The organism is Streptomyces speibonae, from assembly GCF_984686075.1.
Genome location: NZ_OZ480260.1, coordinates 333,640 through 351,146, shown reverse-complemented (window position 1 = coordinate 351,146; position 17,507 = coordinate 333,640). Strand labels below are relative to the sequence as shown.

At 73.6% G+C, this 17,507-nt stretch carries 13 protein-coding genes and 1 pseudogene; 8 read left to right on the top strand and 6 right to left on the bottom strand.

All coding sequences use genetic code 11. The annotated features are described in order from the left end of the window. Positions 1-20: 20 nt before the first annotated feature. From AC5L3C_RS01465 to AC5L3C_RS01450, 4 genes are all read right to left on the bottom strand, one after another. Positions 21-1,385 (bottom strand): FAD-dependent oxidoreductase, encoded by a 1,365-nt coding sequence (locus AC5L3C_RS01465; RefSeq protein WP_493646417.1) that lies wholly within the window; start codon positions 1,383-1,385, stop codon positions 21-23. 127 nt (positions 1,386-1,512) lie between these two features. Further along, positions 1,513-4,245: a SpoIIE family protein phosphatase gene (locus tag AC5L3C_RS01460; RefSeq protein ID WP_493646416.1), complete on the bottom strand. Its 2,733-nt coding sequence runs from the start codon at positions 4,243-4,245 to the stop codon at positions 1,513-1,515. Positions 4,246-4,471: 226 nt separating this feature from the next. Beyond that, a complete protein-coding gene (locus tag AC5L3C_RS01455; RefSeq protein WP_493646415.1) occupies positions 4,472-5,017 on the bottom strand; it encodes a hypothetical protein in 546 nt (181 codons plus the stop codon). 29 nt (positions 5,018-5,046) lie between these two features. Beyond that, positions 5,047-5,601, bottom strand: coding sequence for an ATP-binding protein (locus AC5L3C_RS01450; RefSeq protein WP_493646414.1), 555 nt, complete (start codon positions 5,599-5,601; stop codon positions 5,047-5,049). A gap of 174 nt (positions 5,602-5,775) precedes the next feature. Here AC5L3C_RS01450 and AC5L3C_RS01445 point away from each other — a divergent pair, with 174 nt between their 5' ends. Continuing rightward, on the top strand, positions 5,776-6,006 hold the full coding sequence (locus tag AC5L3C_RS01445; RefSeq protein WP_125501682.1) for a DUF397 domain-containing protein: 231 nt from the start codon (positions 5,776-5,778) through the stop codon (positions 6,004-6,006). Between the two features lie 155 nt (positions 6,007-6,161). Further along, the gene (locus AC5L3C_RS01440) at positions 6,162-7,082 is read left to right on the top strand and encodes a helix-turn-helix domain-containing protein (protein WP_493646413.1); all 921 of its coding nucleotides are present in this window, start codon (positions 6,162-6,164) and stop codon (positions 7,080-7,082) included. A 25-nt stretch (positions 7,083-7,107) separates the two neighbouring features. Here AC5L3C_RS01440 and AC5L3C_RS01435 read toward each other — a convergent pair whose 3' ends face one another. Then, positions 7,108-7,929, bottom strand: coding sequence for an SAM-dependent methyltransferase (locus AC5L3C_RS01435; RefSeq protein ID WP_493646412.1), 822 nt, complete (start codon positions 7,927-7,929; stop codon positions 7,108-7,110). Positions 7,930-8,309: 380 nt separating this feature from the next. Here AC5L3C_RS01435 and AC5L3C_RS01430 point away from each other — a divergent pair. Next, positions 8,310-8,489: pseudogene (locus tag AC5L3C_RS01430) on the top strand (hypothetical protein); the annotation flags it as partial. Positions 8,490-8,637: 148 nt separating this feature from the next. After that, positions 8,638-10,383 carry a tetratricopeptide repeat protein gene (locus AC5L3C_RS01425; RefSeq protein ID WP_493646411.1) on the top strand — a complete coding sequence of 582 codons (1,746 nt, stop codon included), beginning with the start codon at positions 8,638-8,640 and terminating at the stop codon, positions 10,381-10,383. 54 nt (positions 10,384-10,437) lie between these two features. On the opposite strand, the gene AC5L3C_RS01420 is transcribed toward AC5L3C_RS01425, so the two are convergent. Further along, positions 10,438-10,620, bottom strand: a complete 183-nt coding sequence (locus AC5L3C_RS01420; RefSeq protein WP_493646410.1) for a hypothetical protein — start codon at positions 10,618-10,620, stop codon at positions 10,438-10,440. Positions 10,621-10,758: 138 nt separating this feature from the next. Between AC5L3C_RS01420 and AC5L3C_RS01415 the strand changes: the two genes are divergently transcribed. The 4 genes from AC5L3C_RS01415 (at position 10,759) to AC5L3C_RS01400 (ending at position 17,208) form a co-directional block, all read left to right on the top strand. Next, positions 10,759-10,971: a hypothetical protein gene (locus AC5L3C_RS01415; protein ID WP_185931116.1), complete on the top strand. Its 213-nt coding sequence runs from the start codon at positions 10,759-10,761 to the stop codon at positions 10,969-10,971. 309 nt (positions 10,972-11,280) lie between these two features. Continuing rightward, a complete protein-coding gene (gene bdeA, locus AC5L3C_RS01410; protein WP_493646409.1) occupies positions 11,281-12,183 on the top strand; it encodes a bis(hydroxyethyl) terephthalate hydrolase in 903 nt (300 codons plus the stop codon). Between the two features lie 224 nt (positions 12,184-12,407). Beyond that, positions 12,408-15,776, top strand: coding sequence for a LuxR C-terminal-related transcriptional regulator (locus AC5L3C_RS01405; protein ID WP_493646408.1), 3,369 nt, complete (start codon positions 12,408-12,410; stop codon positions 15,774-15,776). A 142-nt stretch (positions 15,777-15,918) separates the two neighbouring features. Further along, complete coding sequence (locus AC5L3C_RS01400) at positions 15,919-17,208, top strand: RsbRD N-terminal domain-containing protein (protein WP_493646407.1); 1,290 nt, start codon at positions 15,919-15,921, stop codon at positions 17,206-17,208. Positions 17,209-17,507 lie beyond the last annotated feature (299 nt).

The window sequence follows — 17,507 nt, the reverse complement described above, 5'->3', positions numbered from 1 at the left end:
TGCTCCACGCCGGCCAGGCGCTACGCGCCGCTCTCCCGCAGCATGTCCTCACGCTCGACGATCTTCACGCGCTCGCGGCCCTGCGGCTCGCCCAGCGCCTTCTCCGCCGCGTCGAGCCGGTGCCAGCCCTCCCAGGTGGTGAAGCGGACGCCGCGCTCGGCGAGGAACGCGTCCACCGCCTCCGGAGCGGGCGACTCGGGGGTCAGCAGCCGCCCGGCGGCGTGGTCCTCCAGCAGGTTCGCCACGGTCTCGTTGGCGTCGCCCTTGGTGTGGCCGATCAGGCCCACCGGGCCGCGGCGGATCCAGCCGGTGACGTACGTGGACGGCAGGTGCTCGCCGGTGTCCTGGACGACCCGGCCGCCCTGGTCGGGGATGGTGCCGGAGCCGATGTCCCAGGGCAGCTTGGGCAGCTTGTCCGACAGATAGCCCACCGCCCGGTAGACCGCGCCGACCTCCCAGTCCTTGAACGTACCGGTGCCCTTGACGTTGCCGGTGCCGTCGAGCGCGGTGCGCTCGGTGCGCAGGCCGGTGACCCTGCCGTCCTCGCCGAGGATCTCCACGGGGGACTCGAAGAAGTGCAGGAACAGCTTGTGCGGGCGGTCGCCGGTGTCGCGGATCGCCCAGTTCTCCAGGGTCTTGGCCACCATGTCGGCCTGCTTGCTGCCGCGCCGGGTGGCGATCGAGCCCTCGTCGTAGTCGATGTCCTCGGGGTCGACGACGACCTCGATGTTGGGGGAGTGGTCGAGCTCGCGCAGCTCCATCGGGCTGAACTTCGCCTGTGCCGGGCCGCGGCGCCCGAACACGTGGACCTCCAGGGCCTTGTTGGCCTTCAGGCCCTCGTACACGTTCGGCGGGATCTCCGTCGGCAGGAGTTCGTCGGCCGTCTTGGCGAGGATGCGGGCGACGTCGAGGGCGACGTTCCCGACGCCCAGCACGGCGACCTTCTCCGCCTCCAGGGGCCAGGTGCGCGGCACGTCCGGGTGGCCGTCGTACCAGGAGACGAAGTCCGCGGCGCCGTAGGAACCGTCCAGGCCGATGCCGGGGACGTCCAGCGCGCGGTCGGCCATGGCGCCGGTGGCGAAGATCACGCCGTCGTAGAACGTGCGCAGGTCGTCGAGGTGGAGATCCGTGCCGTAGTCCACATTGCCGAACAGACGGATCTGCGGCTTGTCGAGCACCTGGTGCAGGGCGGTGATGATGCCCTTGATCCGCGGGTGGTCGGGGGCGACGCCGTAGCGGATCAGTCCGAACGGCGCCGGCATGCGCTCGAAGATGTCGATGGACACGCCCGGTTCGGCGGCGACGTCGGACTTGAGCAGGGCGTCGGCCGCGTAGATCCCGGCGGGGCCGGATCCGACGATGGCGACCCGCAGGGGGCGGGGCATGTTCGGGTTCCCTTCGAGCGATGACAAACGACTCGCAGGGAAGCCTAAGCTAAGGCAAGCCTAACCTGGTACCGGGGTCTGTTCTATGAGCCCATAAGCATCCCTTATGAGCTCTCCCAGAGTCCGCTTATGACCCGGGGAGGGGCTGCTCCGCCCAGATGACCTTGCCCGCCGGAAGATAGCGGGTGCCCCAGCGTTCGGCGAGCTGGGCGACCAGGAACAGCCCGCGCCCGCCCTCGTCCGTCATGGTCGCGTACCGCAGATGCGGCGAGGTGCTGCCGCTGTCGTAGACCTCGCAGATCAGATTGCGGTCGTGCAGCATGCGCACCTGGATCGGGCTGCCGCCGTAGCGCAGCGCGTTGGTCACCAGCTCGCTCAGGATCAGCTCCGTGCCGAAGGTCAGCTCCTCCAGCCCCCACTCGGCCAGCTTGCGGGTGACCGCGGCCCGGACCTCACCGACCGCGGCCGGATCCGACGGCACCGGCCACTCGGCGATCCGGTCGGCGGGCAGCACCCGCGTCCGCGCCACGATCAGCGCGATGTCGTCCCCGGCCCGCACCGGCCGCCGCGACTCCAGCGCGACCCTGCAGGTGTCCTCGGGGGAGTCGCCGGCCCGGGACAGCGCCTCGGACAGCCGCTCCAGACCGACGTCGATGTCGTGCCCCCGGTCCTCGACCAGGCCGTCGGTGTACAGCACCAGCCGGCTGCCCTCCGGCAGCTCCAGATCGGCCGACTCGAACGGCAGCCCGCCGAGCCCCAGCGGGGGACCGGCGGGCACGTCCGGGAACTCCACCCTGCCGTCCGGCCGGACCACGGCCGGCGGGGGATGGCCCGCGCGGGCGGCGGTGCAGTGCCGCGAGACGGGGTCGTACACGGCGTACAGACAGGTCGCCCCGGTCACCGGGGCGACCTGTTCGTCCTGCGCCTCGTCCTGGTCGATCCGGGCGACCAACTCGTCGAGCAGCCCGAGGAGCTCGTCGGGCGGGAGGTCCAGCGCCGAGAAGTTGTGCACGGCGGTGCGCAGCCGCCCCATCGTGGCCGCCGCGTGCAGCCCGTGCCCGACGACGTCCCCGACTACCAGGGCGACCCGCGCGCCGGACAGCGGCAGTACGTCGAACCAGTCCCCGCCCACCCCGGCCTGGGCCGGCAGATAGCGGTAGGCGATCTCCAGGGCGCTCTGCTCGGGCAGGCTGCGCGGCAGCAGGCTCTGCTGGAGCGTCACCGCCATGCTGTGCTCGCGCGTGTAGCGGCGGGCGTTGTCGATGGAGACCGCCGCCCGGGCCACCAGCTCCTCAGCCAGCGCCAGTTCGTCGGTGTCGAACGGCTCCGTCTTCCGGCACCGCCAGAAGCTGACCACGCCCAGTACCAGGGCGCCGGCCCGCAGCGGCACGGTGATCAGCGAATGGATGCCGTACTCCACGACCTGCCCGGAGCGCTCGATGTCCTGGGCGTGCCAGCCCGGGGCGTCGGCGAGACGGGGCTCGAGGACCGGTCGGCCGCCGGCGAGGCTCTGGCCCTGCGGGGACGACGCCACGAAGCGGATCGTTTCGCCTCGGGGATAGAGCGGGGCGTCGTCGGCGATGCCCGTGCGGGCGGTGCGGCGCAGCGCGCCCGCCGGGTCCGGGTGCCCGCCGGCCAGCACCGTCTCGAACAGGTCCACCGTGGCGAAGTCGGCGAACCGCGGCACGGCCAGCTCGGTCAGCTCCTCGGCGGTGCGGGTGACGTCCAGACTCGTCCCGATGCCCACCCCGGCGTCGTAGAGCATGTCGAGCCGCGCGCGTGAGGTCTCGGCCCGTCCGGACAGGGCACGCAGCTCGGTGGAGTCGCGGACCGTGGCGACACTGCCGGGCGGGCCGCCCGAGCGGTCCGTGGGCCGCTGGTTGACCGCCAGCAGCCGGTCGCCCACCCGGTGCACCTCGTCCGTGGCCACCCGGCCGGAGGACAGCAGGTCCGCGGTGCCGGGAGCCAGGCCGATGTCCCGCACATGCCGGCCCTCGGCGTCCGGGGGCAGGCCGAACAGCCGGTGCGCCTCGTCGTTGGCGAGCATGAGGGTGCCGTCTCCGTCGACGATGAGCACCCCTTCGCGCACCGCGTGGAGCACGGCGTCGTGGTGTTCGTACATCCGCGTCATCTCGTGCGGACCCAGGCCGTGGGTCTGGCGCAGCAGCCGTCTGCTGACCAGGGCCGCGCCACCGGTGGCCAGGGCCAGCGCGGCCAGCGCGGCGCTCAGCACGAGCGGCAGCTGGGCCTCCGTGGCCCCGCCGACGTTCTCCGTGGTGATGCCCGCCGACACCAGACCCACCACCGTGCCGTCGCCGTTCTCGACCGGCACCACCGCCTGTACCAGCTGCCCGATGGTCCCCTCGATCTCCTCCACGACCGGCTCCCCGGCCAGCGCGGGCTCGATGGTGCCGACGAACTTTTTGCCGATGCGGTCCGGCCGGGGGTGGGTGTAGCGGATGCCGTCGGTGTTCATGACGACGATGAAGTCGACGTCGGACTCCTCGCGGGCCGCCTCGGCACGCGGTTGCAGGACGGCCGTCGGATCGGGGGAGTCGAGCGCCGCCACGATGCCCGGCGCGTTGGCGAAGGTCTCCGCCACGGCGAGCGAGCGGTTGCGCGCCTCCTGGGTGCTGTCCCGCCGGACCTGGAGCACCAGGGCCACGACGGCGGCCACGACCAGCAGCAGCACGATCACCAGATGCAGGACGAACACCTGTCCGGCGACGCTGCGCCCGCTCAGGACCGACCGCAGGGCCGCCGCCGGACGCCACCGGGAGCGGCCGTGCTCCTTGTGCCGGCGCCGCGCGGACGCCGCGGCACCGTGCCGCAGGGGCGACCGGGGCTGGGATCGACCCATGAGTCGGACCATGTGCCATGTCTACACCGACGCGCCACACGAGGCGAGGGGCGGCACCCACCTGACCGGCGGTTCGCCGCCCGTGCCCCCTCGCGGCTCCGCGGGTCGCGCGCGGCCGTCCCCCCTTGGCCGCGCGCGACCCTCCCCCCAGCGCGCGACTCGTCCCCCGGAAGGCCGCGCGCGGTCGATGCCCGGGCCGCCGGCCCGGGAGCATGTGTGCCCGGTCTCAGTCGGCCAGGGCCCGGGCCAGTTCCGTGGTGGCGCGGGAGATCTCGGTGTCCGGCTCGGACAGCAGCCGGTTCAGATCGCCGCGCCGGGCGCGCACCGCCTGCCGGGCGGCCCGCTCCCACACCACCGGGTTCTCACGGCGGTTGAGCAGCTTGGGGTACGCGGCGGCGGTGCTCTCCCACTGGCGGGCGTCGGCGATGGCCTTGAGCAGCTGGATGACCCCGGCCCGGCAGGTGACGTGCGGCAGCTGGGCCAGTTCCCAGAGGAAGGGGACCGTGGCGGCGGTCGCCTGTTCCGTGACGAACCCGTACTGGCAGATGCGTTTCCGCAGGTCCTCGAGGGCGGCCGTCGCCGTGCGGGAGTCCCCCCAGGCGATGCCGTTGAGCAGCAGGGGGATGGCCGCCGCCGATCCGGTGGAGTCCTGCATCTCGGCCCAGGGCACGCGGGACAGTGCCGTGAGGGGCGTGGTCCTGGCCACTCCGGTGGGGGGCGCGTGGCGCACTGGGCGCTCGCTGCTCGGCTGGTGCGTCGAAGCGCTGCGCATGGCGTGGGTGCCTTTCCGAGGCAGTCGTGTCAGATGGGCGGGTGGGTCGACAGGCGGGCCCACACCGTCTTGCCGGCCGGGGCCGTGGGGATCCAGCCCCACGCCTCGGACAGGGCGTCGACGATGTGCAGCCCCCGGCCGTGCTCCTCCAGGCCGGAGCCGGAGGTACGGACGGGCGGGTGGTCGTCGGGGTCGGAGACGGCGAGCAGCAGATCCGCCGGTGCCCGGTGGAACCCGAGCCGGACGTCCGGCACACCCGCGCACCGCGGTGCCGCGTGCGTCACGGCGTTGACGGCGAGCTCGGTCATCACGAGGGTGACGTCGTCGCAGCGGTGGCCGAGCGACCAGACGGCCATGACGTCCCGGGTGAAGGACCGCGCACGGGCGAGGCCCTCGGGGGTGCAGGCGATGCGCGTCGCGACCGACGCGGAGGCGAGGCCCGCCGTCCTCGGCGCCGGACGCGGATCCTCGTACGGCACCGCGGGCAGCGATGCGTGGGGGGAACCCGGCGCCGTGCCGGGGCCACCCAGCGAGACCGCGACCGCGGCCGGCGGCCGCAGTACGGGAAGCGCAGGTGTTGACACGGCATCTCCTCGATGCGACGTCAGGACAGGGCGCCGACACAGGGGTTGACGCCACGGCTATTATCCACGCTGACAGCGCTCGCGTGCAATTGCACGAGAAATTGCGCGAGATTTTTCGCCATACGCGGCGGCAGACCGTGAGCGGTGGGGAACGCGAACAGCAAGGAGACAGCGGTGCCAGGAGTGCGGAACGGAGTGCGGGCCAGTCAGTTGGACGTCCGCTGGATCAAGAGCCGGCACAGCAACGCCGAGGGCAACTGTGTCGAGGTGGCGCTGCTCAGTGGCGGGGGGATCGCGGTGCGCAACTCCCGCGACCCCGACGGCCCCGCCCTCGTCTACACCTCCGCGGAGCTGGCCGCCTTCCTGGCCGGCGCGAAGGACGGCGAGTTCGACCATCTTCTGTGAGTCCTCCGGCCGCCGGCGCCGGCCGTCCCCGGGCGGCGCCGGCGGAACGGAATTCAACTAGCCACTTCTGCGCGGCTTTCCCGGGGCGGGTGCGGTGAGGCAGTGTCAGATGCGATAGTGTAAACCGCCCTTGTGCCGGTCTGCTGGGAGTCAGGATGTCCGCCGCGTCGCATCGCATCTCCCGTCTGGAACCCTATCTGGACAGGTCCGAGCCCGCGCCGACCCTGCTGAAGATGCTGGTCGGAGTGCAGCTGGCGGGCTTCCGTGAGGATGCCGGCCTGTCCCAGGACCAGGCGGCTCGCGCCGTCGGCTTCAGCGGGGCGAAGCTGTCCCGCATCGAAGCCGGCAAGGGGCGCCGCCCGCCGACCGAGAGCGACGTCCGCGCGCTGCTGAATCTGTACGGCACCGACGAGTACGAGGCCTCGGTGCTGCTCAAGCTCCTCCAGCGGGCCGGGGAGCCCGGCTGGTGGCAGCGGTACGACAAGCGGCTGATGCCCGAGTGGTTCGACCGCCTGGTCGGACTCCAGGAGGCCGCGGCCACCATCCGTACCTTCGAGATCCAGTACGTCCCCGGTCTGCTGCAGACAGCCGCCTACACCCGTGCCGTGGTCGAACGAGGGCTGCCCAACGCCCCGGCGGGCGAGGTGCAGCGCCGGGTGGAACTGCGCATGCGCCGCGCCGAACTGCTCCAGCGTGACGCCCCGCCGCAGCTGTGGGCCGTCATCGACGAGTCGGTCCTGCTGCGCGTCCTGGGCAGCCGCGCGGTGATGCGCGAGCAGCTCGAACACCTGGTGACGATGGCCGACCGGCCCAATGTGACGGTGCAGATCGTGCCGCTCGACGTGACCAACGCGTCGGCTCCCGCGATCCCCGTGACCTATCTGCGCTTCGGCGGCCTGGACCTGCCCGACGTGGTCTACCTGGAGCACATCAGGAGCGCCAACTTCCTCGAGGACCGGGACGAGACCGAGGAGTACCGCATCGCGCTGGACCGCCTCGCCGACGAGGCACTCACGCCCCGCGAATCCGTGGAGATGCTGCGCGGCACGATCAAGGAGCGCTACGCCACCGACTAGTGGCGCAGCCCCCCCCCGCGAGGGTCTACTGCGGGAGCCGGCCCACACCGCCGAACTCGATCCACTCCTGCGTGAGCTGACGGGGCGCCACCTCGGTGTCCGGACGCCAGGTGGACACCTCCACCAGGCCCGGCTCCATCACCTCGAGACCCTCGAAGTAGCTCTCCACGTCCTTCTGCTGACGGACCCGGCCCCAGTGTCCCTGGGTCGCCTGGTCCATGAAGTTCGTGACGAACTCGCGCACCTCGGGGTCCTCGCTGACCAGCTGGCACATCACCATGAAGCTGCCCGGCGCGAGCCGTTCGCGCACCCGGCGGGCGACCGCGAGCGGCCCGTCGGTGTCGCTGTCGGGGATGCAGTGGAAGACCGAGTTGAACAGCACGCAGACCGGCTCGGAGAAGTCGATCAGCCGCTGCGTCTCCGCGTGGCCGAAGATCGCGTCCGTCTCGCGCATGTCGGCCTGGATCACCACGGTGCGCTCGTCCTGCTCCAGCAGCGCCCGCCCGTGGACCAGCACCATCGGGTCGTTGTCGACGTACACCACGTGGGTGCTCGGGTCGATGCGCTGCGCGACCTGGTGAACGTTGTCCTGCGTGGGCAGACCGGAACCGTGGTCCAGGTACTGCCGGATGCCGTACTCCTGGGTCAGGGTGCGGACCACGCGCTGGAGGAAGCGCCGGTTGTTCAGGGCCAGACGGCGGGTGCTGGGCACCATCTTGTCGAGTTCCTCGGTCGCGGCGCGGTCCGCCGCGTAGTTGTCCTTGCCGCCCAAGTAGTAGTCGTACATGCGCGCGGCCGTCGGAACGGTTGCGTCGATCTCGGTGGACAGCTGCTTGCCGGAGTGCATCGTTCCCCCTGCGGAGTACCGCGCCAACTGGACTGGCTGGACAGGGAGTACATCCTAGGGAGCCCCGCGCGACCCCTGCCAGCCCGTCGGCGAAGGAGACCGCGAAGGAATGGTGTCCGCCCCACCTGTGATTACCACGAGTATCCGGACGTGCGCCGGGAGTGAGTGACTGGCCGTTCCGAGGAGGGGTGCTTGCGGGGGTGACCCCGTTTCCCGTGGGAGGCCGGACCTTGGACAGCTCGACGGACCCGATCGCCGACCCGTGGGGAGCGCGTACGCCGTACGCGCCCGGCACCCCGTGGCCGGCCCGCACGGACCTGCACCTGGCGGAGGGTGTCCGTGAGGAGGACGTGGACCGCTGGGCCCGCTCCGCCTCCATCCTGCGCGAGCTGCACCTGGCCGCCGTCCGCAATTCGCTGCACTGGGAGATGCTCGCCCAGGCGGCGCAGGCCACCCGGGAGCGGAACCTGCTGGAGCTGGTCTCCGCCTGCCATCCGCAGACCCTGCGCCAGATGCGCTGGACCAACACGATGATCAAGGTAGTCTCCCCGCAGCTCCTCGTCGGCGCCTCTAGGCGGACGGCGGCCGGATCCCCGCCGACTCCTGCAGGAGTGCGTGCGCCCCGCTATCGTCGGTTTCGTCCCCACGGGACGTCCGTCGCCCGCGCGGCGGCTCCCGGCCCGTCCGTTGCCCGGGAAGGCAGGCACGATGGACGACTACTACGACCTCGGCACCCACGGCCGGCCCGTGACGACGTCCTCCGCCGAAGCCCAACTCTGGTTCGACCGCGGTCTGGTGTGGACGTACGCCTTCAACCACGAGGAAGCGGTCGCCTGCTTCGAGAAGGCCGCCGAAGCCGACCCGGACTGCGCCATGGCCCACTGGGGTATCGCCTACGCCCTCGGCCCCAACTACAACAAGCCCTGGGAAGCCTTCGACGACGACGAACTCGCCGGCACCGTCGAGCGCACCCACCGGGCCGTGGAGCTCGCGCACGAGAAGGCCGCGCACGCCACCCCCGTCGAGCAGGCCCTCATCGAGGCCCTGCGCGCCCGCTACCCGCAGGCCCGGGCGGCCGAGGACTGCTCCGTGTGGAACGAGCCGTACGCGGACCGGATGCTCGCCGTGTACGAGAGCGCCCCCGGCGACCTGGACGTGGCCACGCTCTGTGCCGACGCGCTGATGAACCTCACCCCCTGGCAGCTGTGGGACCTGAAGACCGGCCGTCCCGCCGAGGGCGCCCGTACCCTCGAGGCCAAGGCCGTCCTGGACGTCGCGCTCGCCACCGGGGCCGGTGCCCGGCACCCCGGCATCGTCCACATGTACATCCACCTGATGGAGATGTCCCCCACCCCGGAAGCGGCCCTCACGGTCGCCGACCGGCTGCGCGGCGCCGTGCCCGACGCCGGGCACCTGCACCACATGCCCTCGCACCTGGAGGTGCTCTGCGGCGACTACCGGCGGGTCGTCTCGGACAACACCGCCGCCATCGCGGCCGACGAGAAGTACGTCCGGCGGGCCGGCGCGATGAACTTCTACACGCTGTACCGCGTCCACAACATCCACTTCAAGATCTACGGTGCCATGTTCGCCGGACAGTCGCAGGTCGCCCTGGACGCCGCCGCACAGCTCGAGGCGACCGTCCCCGAGAAGCTGGTCCGGGTGCAGAGCCCGCCCATGGCCGACTGGCTCGAGGGGTTCCTCGGGATGCGCGTGCACGTCCTCATCCGCTTCGGCCGCTGGGACGACATCCTCGCGCTGCCGTTCCCCGAGGACCCGGACCTGTACTGCGTGACCACCGCCCTGCTGCGCTACGCCCGCGGCGTCGCCCTCTCCGCGACCGGCGCCACCGACGCCGCGGAGGCGGAACGGCGGAGCTTCCGCGCGGCGGTGGACCGCGTCCCCGAGACCCGGATGCTGTTCAACAACACCTGCCGCGACATCCTCGCCATCGCCTCGGCGATGCTGGACGGCGAGCTGGCCTACCGCAAGGGCGAGTACGACACCGCCTTCGCCGCGCTGCGGCGGTCCATCGAGCTCGACGACAACCTGCCCTACGACGAGCCCTGGGGCTGGATGCAGCCCACCCGGCACGCCTACGGGGCGCTGCTGCTGGAACAGGGCCGCGTCGACGAGGCCGAGGCGGTCTACCGGGCGGACCTCGGCCTGGACGACACGCTGCCCAGGCCCTTGCAGCACCCCGACAACGTCTGGTCGCTGCACGGGTTCCACGAGTGCCTGCTGCGCACCGGCAAGACGGGCGAGGCCGCGATCATCGCCCGGCAGCTCCGGCAGGCGGCCGCGCTCGCCGACGTCCCCGTCGAGGCGTCCTGCTTCTGCCGCCTGGAGACGCACCACCCCGAACCGCACCACCCCGAACCGCACCACCCCGAACCGCACCACCCCGAACCGCACCACCCCGGGACCGATGACACCGGCCGCCCCTGCCACTGAACCCAGTGGCAGGGGCGGCCGGCGAGAAACGATGTGGAACCGGGTGCGCGGCCCTCAGCGGGACGCCACGACGGCCTGGAACGACTGCATGCAGGAGAAGCAATGCCGGTCCGTCGTGTGACGCTGCGGCGAATCCTCCTCCTTCTCCACTCCGCACAGCGTCGATGTCTTGTCCGGGGTGAGGACGTGCCACACCGGCTCCCCCGAAGTGTCTGCACCGCACCACATCTCGTGCATTCCCAGCTCCCTCCGGGTAGGCGTGGAGGCCGCTTCCATACGAGCACGGCACGCGCCCGGACGGCTCGTCCGGCGGGCCAGTCGGGTGACATGCGGTGCCGGGATGCATATTCGCGGCCGCGGCCGGATGCTGGAGGGATGAAGAAGCCGCCGATCGTGGTACACCCGCCGCTCGGCTCGGGCGGACGCCGGGTGACCGTGCGCGGGGAGATCGTCGGCCTCGCCGGCTCGGACCGTGACGTGGTGGAGTTCCTGCGGCGCGCGGGGCTCCCGGAGGCCGAACAGCTCCTGGACGATCCGGCCTGGGTGAAGTGGGCCGGCGGACGGGCCCACGTCTACGACGCGGCGTGACGGGGGCGTCCGGCCCCGCCGGAACGCGGCGCGGTCACCGTCGGCGCCGACTCCGACGGTGACCGCGCCTGTCCGTGTACCCCCGCTTCTCTCCGGCATGCGGTGCGGGGGTTCAGCTCTGTCGCGCGCATCCTGCACGGCACCACGAGACCGGTGAGATTGCCGGTCCGTACCGGCCCCCTTCTCTCCGACAGTGGCACCGCCAGTCAATCGGCGGCGCCCCCGGCCGGGGCACGGCTTCCCACCCATGCCTTCATCCCGTGACCCGGCCGGCCGGGTGGTCCGCCGCGACAGAGAGGACCACTCGTCGTGCAGCAGCACCCCCACACGGGCAGGCGCAAGGGCGGCCGGCTCGCCGGACTGACCGCGGCGCTGGCCGCCGTCGTCGCCCTCACCACCCTCAGCGGCCCCGGCGCCCACGCGGCGGACAACCCCTACGAGCGCGGCCCGGCACCCACCGAAGCGAGCATCGAGGCACTGCGCGGCCCCTACGCCGTGTCGAGCGTCTCCGTCTCCTCGCTCTCCGTCTCCGGCTTCGGCGGAGGCACGATCCACTACCCGACCAGCACCGCCGACGGCACCTTCGGCGCGATCGCCGTGTCGCCCGGCTTCACCGCCTACGAATCCTCCATCGCCTGGCTGGGGCCGCGTCTGGCGTCCCAGGGGTTCGTGGTGTTCACCATCGACACCAGGACCACCCTCGACCAGCCCGACTCCCGCGGCGACCAGCTGCTGGCCGCGCTGGACTACCTCACGCAGCGCAGCGCGGTCCGCGGCCGCGTCGACAGCAGCCGGCTCGGCGTGATGGGCCACTCGATGGGCGGCGGCGGAACCCTCGAGGCCGCCAAGGACCGGCCCTCGCTCCAGGCGGCCATCCCGCTGACCCCCTGGAACCTCGACAAGACCTGGCCCGAGGTCAGGACCCCCACCCTGATCTTCGGCGCCGACGGCGACACGATCGCCCCGGTCTACAGCCACGCCCAGCCCCTGTACACCGGCCTGCCCTCGTCCCTGGACCGGGCCTACCTGGAGCTGAACGGGGCCACCCACTTCACGCCCAACACGTCGAACACGACGATCGCGAAGTACAGCATTTCCTGGCTGAAGCGGTTCATCGACAACGACACCCGCTACGAGCAGTTCCTGTGCCCGCTGCCCCGGCCGAGCCTGACGATCGAGGAGTCACGGGGCAACTGCCCGCACACCTCCTGAGCCTTCGGCTCCGCCGCACGGCCACCCGGTGGCGGTCCGCACACGGTGCGGGCCGCCACCGGCGTTGTGCCGGCGCACCGCCGAGCGCCGGCCCGCTTGGGCCACGGCACACTCCGCTCCTCGGTCGGAACAGGAAGAAGCCCTGGTGAGGCAGTAGTTGAGCGTTCACCGCGGGATGGACGGGTTCCTTCCGCGCCACGTTACGCGTGAGTAAGGTCCGGGGGATGACCGGACAGACGACCCCCCGGAGTCAGGTGATCGCCACGCTGCTGGACACGCTGCGCACCGACGGCGGTGTCCGCGTCGTGACCGGCGAACCCGGTTGCGGCCGCACGGCGTTCCTCGAACAGGCCGCGCGCACCTTCCGGGCCGGGCCGGTGTGGTACGTACCCGCCGGCCGGGACCCTTCCGCGCGGCGCCCGGGCGGTCTGCACACCCTGCTCGGCGCGGCCGGCCGTCCCGTGCCCCGGCCCGGGGTCGGTCCGGCGGGGGAGGCGCTGTTCGGCGCCCTGCGCACGGCGGCCGGCGCGGCGCCGCTCCTGGTGTGCGTGGACGACGTGCACCGGTGGGACGCCGCGTCGCGCGCCGCGCTGGGGCACGCGGCCGCGCGGGTGCACACGGCGGGAGTCCCGGCGGCGCTCCTCCTCACGGTCCCGGGACACCGGCCCGTCGACCGGGAACTGGCGGGGCTGCCCGTGCTGCGGCTCGGCCCGCTCGCGCCCGCGGACGCGGCACGTCTGGCCGACGAGGCGACGGACGGTGCCGTCCACCCCGCCGTCCGCGAGGAGTTGATGACGGCGGCGGAGGGCAACCCCGCACTGCTGCTGGCGGTGATCCACCGGCTGTCACCCGACCAGTTGGGCGGCCGACGGGCGCTGCCCCGGCCACGGGTCGACGCGGAGACCTTGGCCGAGGTGCTCGGCGGCATCCTGACCGGGCTGCCGCAGCGGCACACCGGCCTGCTGCTGACGACGGCGGCGGCCGTACGGGCGACGGGGGAGCCCGACGCCGACGCGGACCTCGTCCGGCGAGCGGCCGGAACACCTGCCCCGGGGCCACTGCCCGACGTGCTGGCCCTGGCCGGGGGGCGGCTCCGGTTCCACAGCGCACTCCTGGGGAGGGCGGTGTACGCCGCTGCCCCGCCCGAGCGGCGCCGCGCCGCCCACCGGGCACTCGCCGAGGCCCTGACCGGCCCGCACGGCGCGCTCGCCCTGCTGCACCGGTCCTGGACCGTCACGGGGCACGCCCCCGTCCTCGCGGCCGCGCTGGCGGCGGCGAAGGACGGGCCGCCGGATCTACGCCGCCGGGTGCTCACCCGGGCCGCCGATCTCACCGCCGACCCCGCCGAACGGGCCCACCGGTACACCGCGGCCGCCGAGCAGGCCGTCCTGGCCGGCCGCCCGCCCGAGGCCCTGCGCCTGCTCGACGCCGCCCGGAGCCGCCCGGCACCGGCCTCCGCACGCGGCGGGGCGGAACTCCTGCGGGGCGAGGTGCTCCTGGCCGACGGGCCGGTGACCGACGCCCGCGAGTCCTTCCTGCTCGCGGCCGCCCTCCTGGCCACCGCCGGCCACGAGACCGCCGTCCGGGCCACCCTGGGGGCGGCGGACGCGGCCTGGTCGGCGGGCGACCCGGCCGCGTGCCTGGAGGCCCTCACCCTCTCCACGGCGGGTCGCCCCGCGTCGTCGCCACCAGTCGTCGGCCATGAGACTGCCGTGCGGGCGGCCTTGAGCGGGGCGGGTGACGGGGTGTCGTGCGCGGACGCTGTCTCCCCGGTTGTGGGGGGTGGCCCTGCTTCGTCGTCACCGGTCGCCGGGCACGAGGCTGCCGTGCGGGGCGCCCTCGGCGCGGTGGATGCGGGTGACGGGGTGTCGTGCGCGGAGACCGTCGCCTCGGCTGTGGCGGGTGGCCCCGCCTCGTCGTCGGTGGCCGGCCATGAGACTGCCGTGCGGGCGGCCTTGAGTGGGGCGGGTGACGGGGTGTCGTGCGCGGACGCTGTCTCCCCGGTTGTGGGGGGTGGCCCTGCTTCGTCGTCACCGGTCGCCGGGCACGAGGCTGCCGTGCGGGGCGCCCTCGGCGCGGCCGCGGCCTCCTGCGTGGAGGTCCACAGCCCCGCCCCGTCGCCACCAGCCGCCGGTCGGGTGTCCGATGCGGCGGAGTGCCGCGTCCCCCCGTCGGGCGCGGGTGCCTCGGGTGCCGCCGAGTCGGCGCAATCGTCCGGCCCGGGCCGGGGGGTCACCGGCGCATCTCCGGCGGCCGTGCCGAGCGCCGGTCGGGGGCAGGCTCACGGCGTGTCCGCCACGGGGAGCGCGGGCAACGGCAGCGTGGCCGGCGCGGACCGACGGGGCGAGGGGCGCATGGTCGCCGGCGCCGACCCCTCCCGCGAGGCCGTGCTCCGGGATCACCGGGACGGGATGCGGGCCGTGCTGCTCGGGCGGTTCGACCTGGCCGCCGGGCCGTTGCGGCGGGTGGTCGAACAAGGCCTGCGCGGCGACGAGCCCGAACGGCTGCTGCGTTCGGCCGCCGCCGCGCTCATGCTCGGGGACCTGACCGCCGCCCGCCGGGCCGGCGCACGGGCGCTCGCGGCGGCCCGGACCAGCGGCTCCGCCGCCCTCGAACCGCGGGCGCTGGAGTACCTGGCGTACGCCGAACTGCGCGCCGGACACCACCAGCTGGCCCGTACCCACGCCGAGGAGGGCCTGCGCACCGCCGCCCGCACCGGCCGGCGGAACACCGCCGCCCACCACCACGCCGTACTGGCCCTCGCCGCCTCGATCGAAGGGGAGAAGGAACTCGTCACCGGGCACGCCGATGCCGCCCTGCGCACCGCCCGCCGGCACGGACTGGCGCAGGCCGCGACGCTCGCCCACTGGGCCGCGGCCCGCGCCGACCTGGGCGCCGGCCGCCCGCGCGAGGCCGCCGACCGGCTCGCCCCGCTCGTCCGCCCCGGTGCGCGACGCGGCCACTTCGCGGTGTGGATGCTCGCCGTCCCCTGCTTCGTCGAGGCGGCCGCACTCGCCGGCCGGCCCGAGCACGCGACGGCGGTGGTCGAGGACTTCGCCCTGTGGGCCGCGTGCGGAGCCGACCCGCACGCCCCCGCCCAACTCCTGCGCTGCCGCGCGCTGCTGGCCGCCCCGGAGACGGCCGAGCCCTTGTACCTGCGTGCCCTGGACCGTCATGAGGGCACGGCCGGTGACTTCGAACGAGCCCGTACACAACTGCTCCACGGCAAGTGGCTGCGGCGCCGGCGCCGGCTGCGCGAGGCACGGGCCCGGCTCGGCGAGGCGCTGATCGGCTTCGAACGCTGCGGCGCGCACCCGTGGGCGCAGCAGACGGCCGCCGAACTGCGGGCGGGCGGCGCGGCCCCGGCGGGTTCCGGCGCCGGGGGACTGTCCCGGCTGACCCCGCAGCAACTGCGTATCGCACGGTATGTCGCCGAGGGCGCCACCAACCGGGAGGTGGCGCTGAGCCTGTCCGTCAGCACCCGCACCGTCGACTATCACCTGCGGAACGTGTTCGCCACGCTGGGCGTCCGTTCCCGCGTCGAGCTGGCCCGTCTGGTCGAGCAGGAGGAAAAGACCGGTGCACGGCTCTAGGGACCGACCGGACGGTATGTCATCCTTCGGGGCAGGACGAGTCCGGTGGCGGTCGGCCCACGGGCTCCCCGGCCGGCCCGGCGCCGCCACGGGGACCGCCGCGCGGGCACCGCCGGGAAGCCCGACCCTGGGGGAGATCGCGATGCAACACGCCGTACGGCCCCGAACCCTGCTGCGCCCCGGGCCCACGCCCGCTCCCCGTCCGCGGACACCGCGGGGGCGGTCGCTGATCGACGCCGACGCGCTCCGCGTGCTGCACCGGGCCGCCCGTGTCCTGCTGGACGACCTGCCCCAGCTCACCGACCGGCTGGTCGCCGCGCTCCAGGAGCGGGAACCCGCCTACCGGTCCGCGACGGACGGCGATGCCACGGCCACCTGGCAGGAGGCGCACCGGTCGCTGCGGTACAGCATCACCTCCCTGCTCGACCCGCGCGGCGCCCGGGACGCGGCGCGCCGCTGCTCCTGGAGGATCGGCGCCACCCGCGCCGAACAGGGACTCCCGCTGGACGCGCTGCTGCACGCCTTCCGGCTGGGCGGCTCACTGGTGTGGCAGGGCCTGGTCGACGAGACGTCCCGGACGGCGCCCGAGGACGTACGGCTGCTGGTGCACGTCGCGTCCGACGTGTGGGACTTCGTCGACGAGCACTGCACCCTCGTCGCGGACGCCTACCGGCAGACCGAGCGGCAGCTGGCGTGGCGAAGGGAGAACAGGGTGCGTCTGCTGGCCGCGGCGCTGCTGGACGGCACGAGCAGGATCGCCGACCTGCCCGAGGCGGCGCAGGCGCTGGGCCTGCCCGAGCACGGGCGGTACGTGGTCGTCGCGGCCGCCGGCGGCCGGCTCGCCGGTTGTCCGGGCGCACAGGCGGCCCTGGCCCCGGGTGTGCGCGTGCACTGGCACAGCGGGGTGGACGCCGATTACGGCATCGTCCTGATCGAGGACGACGAGGAGCCGATCGTGCCGGAGGAGCAGGCACCCGGGGCCCGGGTGGGCGTCAGCAGCGCGGTCGACGGAATGGCCGCCGTGGGGGAGGCCCGGCGCCTCGCGGACACCGCGCTGGAACTCACCCCCGAGTCGGGCGGTACGGTCCGGCTCACCGAGCACCTCCCGGCGGCGCTGGTCGCGTCGAGCCCGGAACTCGGCGCCGCGCTGACCGAGCGGCTCCTCGGCCCGCTCGCCCATCTCGAACCCGGCGACGCGGAGGTCCTGCTGGACACCCTGGCCACGTGGCTGGCCTGTGACGGCTCGGCCCAGCGGGCGGCCCGGCGCCTGTACTGCCACCGCAACACCGTCCTCAACCGCCTGCGCCGCTACGAACAACTCACCGCCCGCTCCCTCTCCCGCCCCTCCGACCTGGTGGAAGTAACCCTCGCCCTGACGGCCCACACCCTCCGAAGCCACAGCCGGCCGAGCGGGCACCAGCCCCACCAGTAGCCGCCGACACCCACGCCCGCACCCCTCCCTCGCGCAGCCGCGCCCAGCCGTGCCTCCCCCAGTGCCTCAAGGGCCTGGGAGGTGCCCCCAGGGCGATGGGGTCCCCCCGCTCGAGCGAAGGCTCCGGCGCCCAGCCACCCCACCCGCACCCCCAGCGGCAAGCGCCTGGGCACACGCACAACCCCCACCCACCCCCGTTGGTACGCCGCAGCGTACGGATGCCGAAACCTGTACCGCCCCTCCACCCCCGTGCTGTCGTGAGCACCCCTTCCCCCGAAGCCGACGCCGCCCCGAGCGGC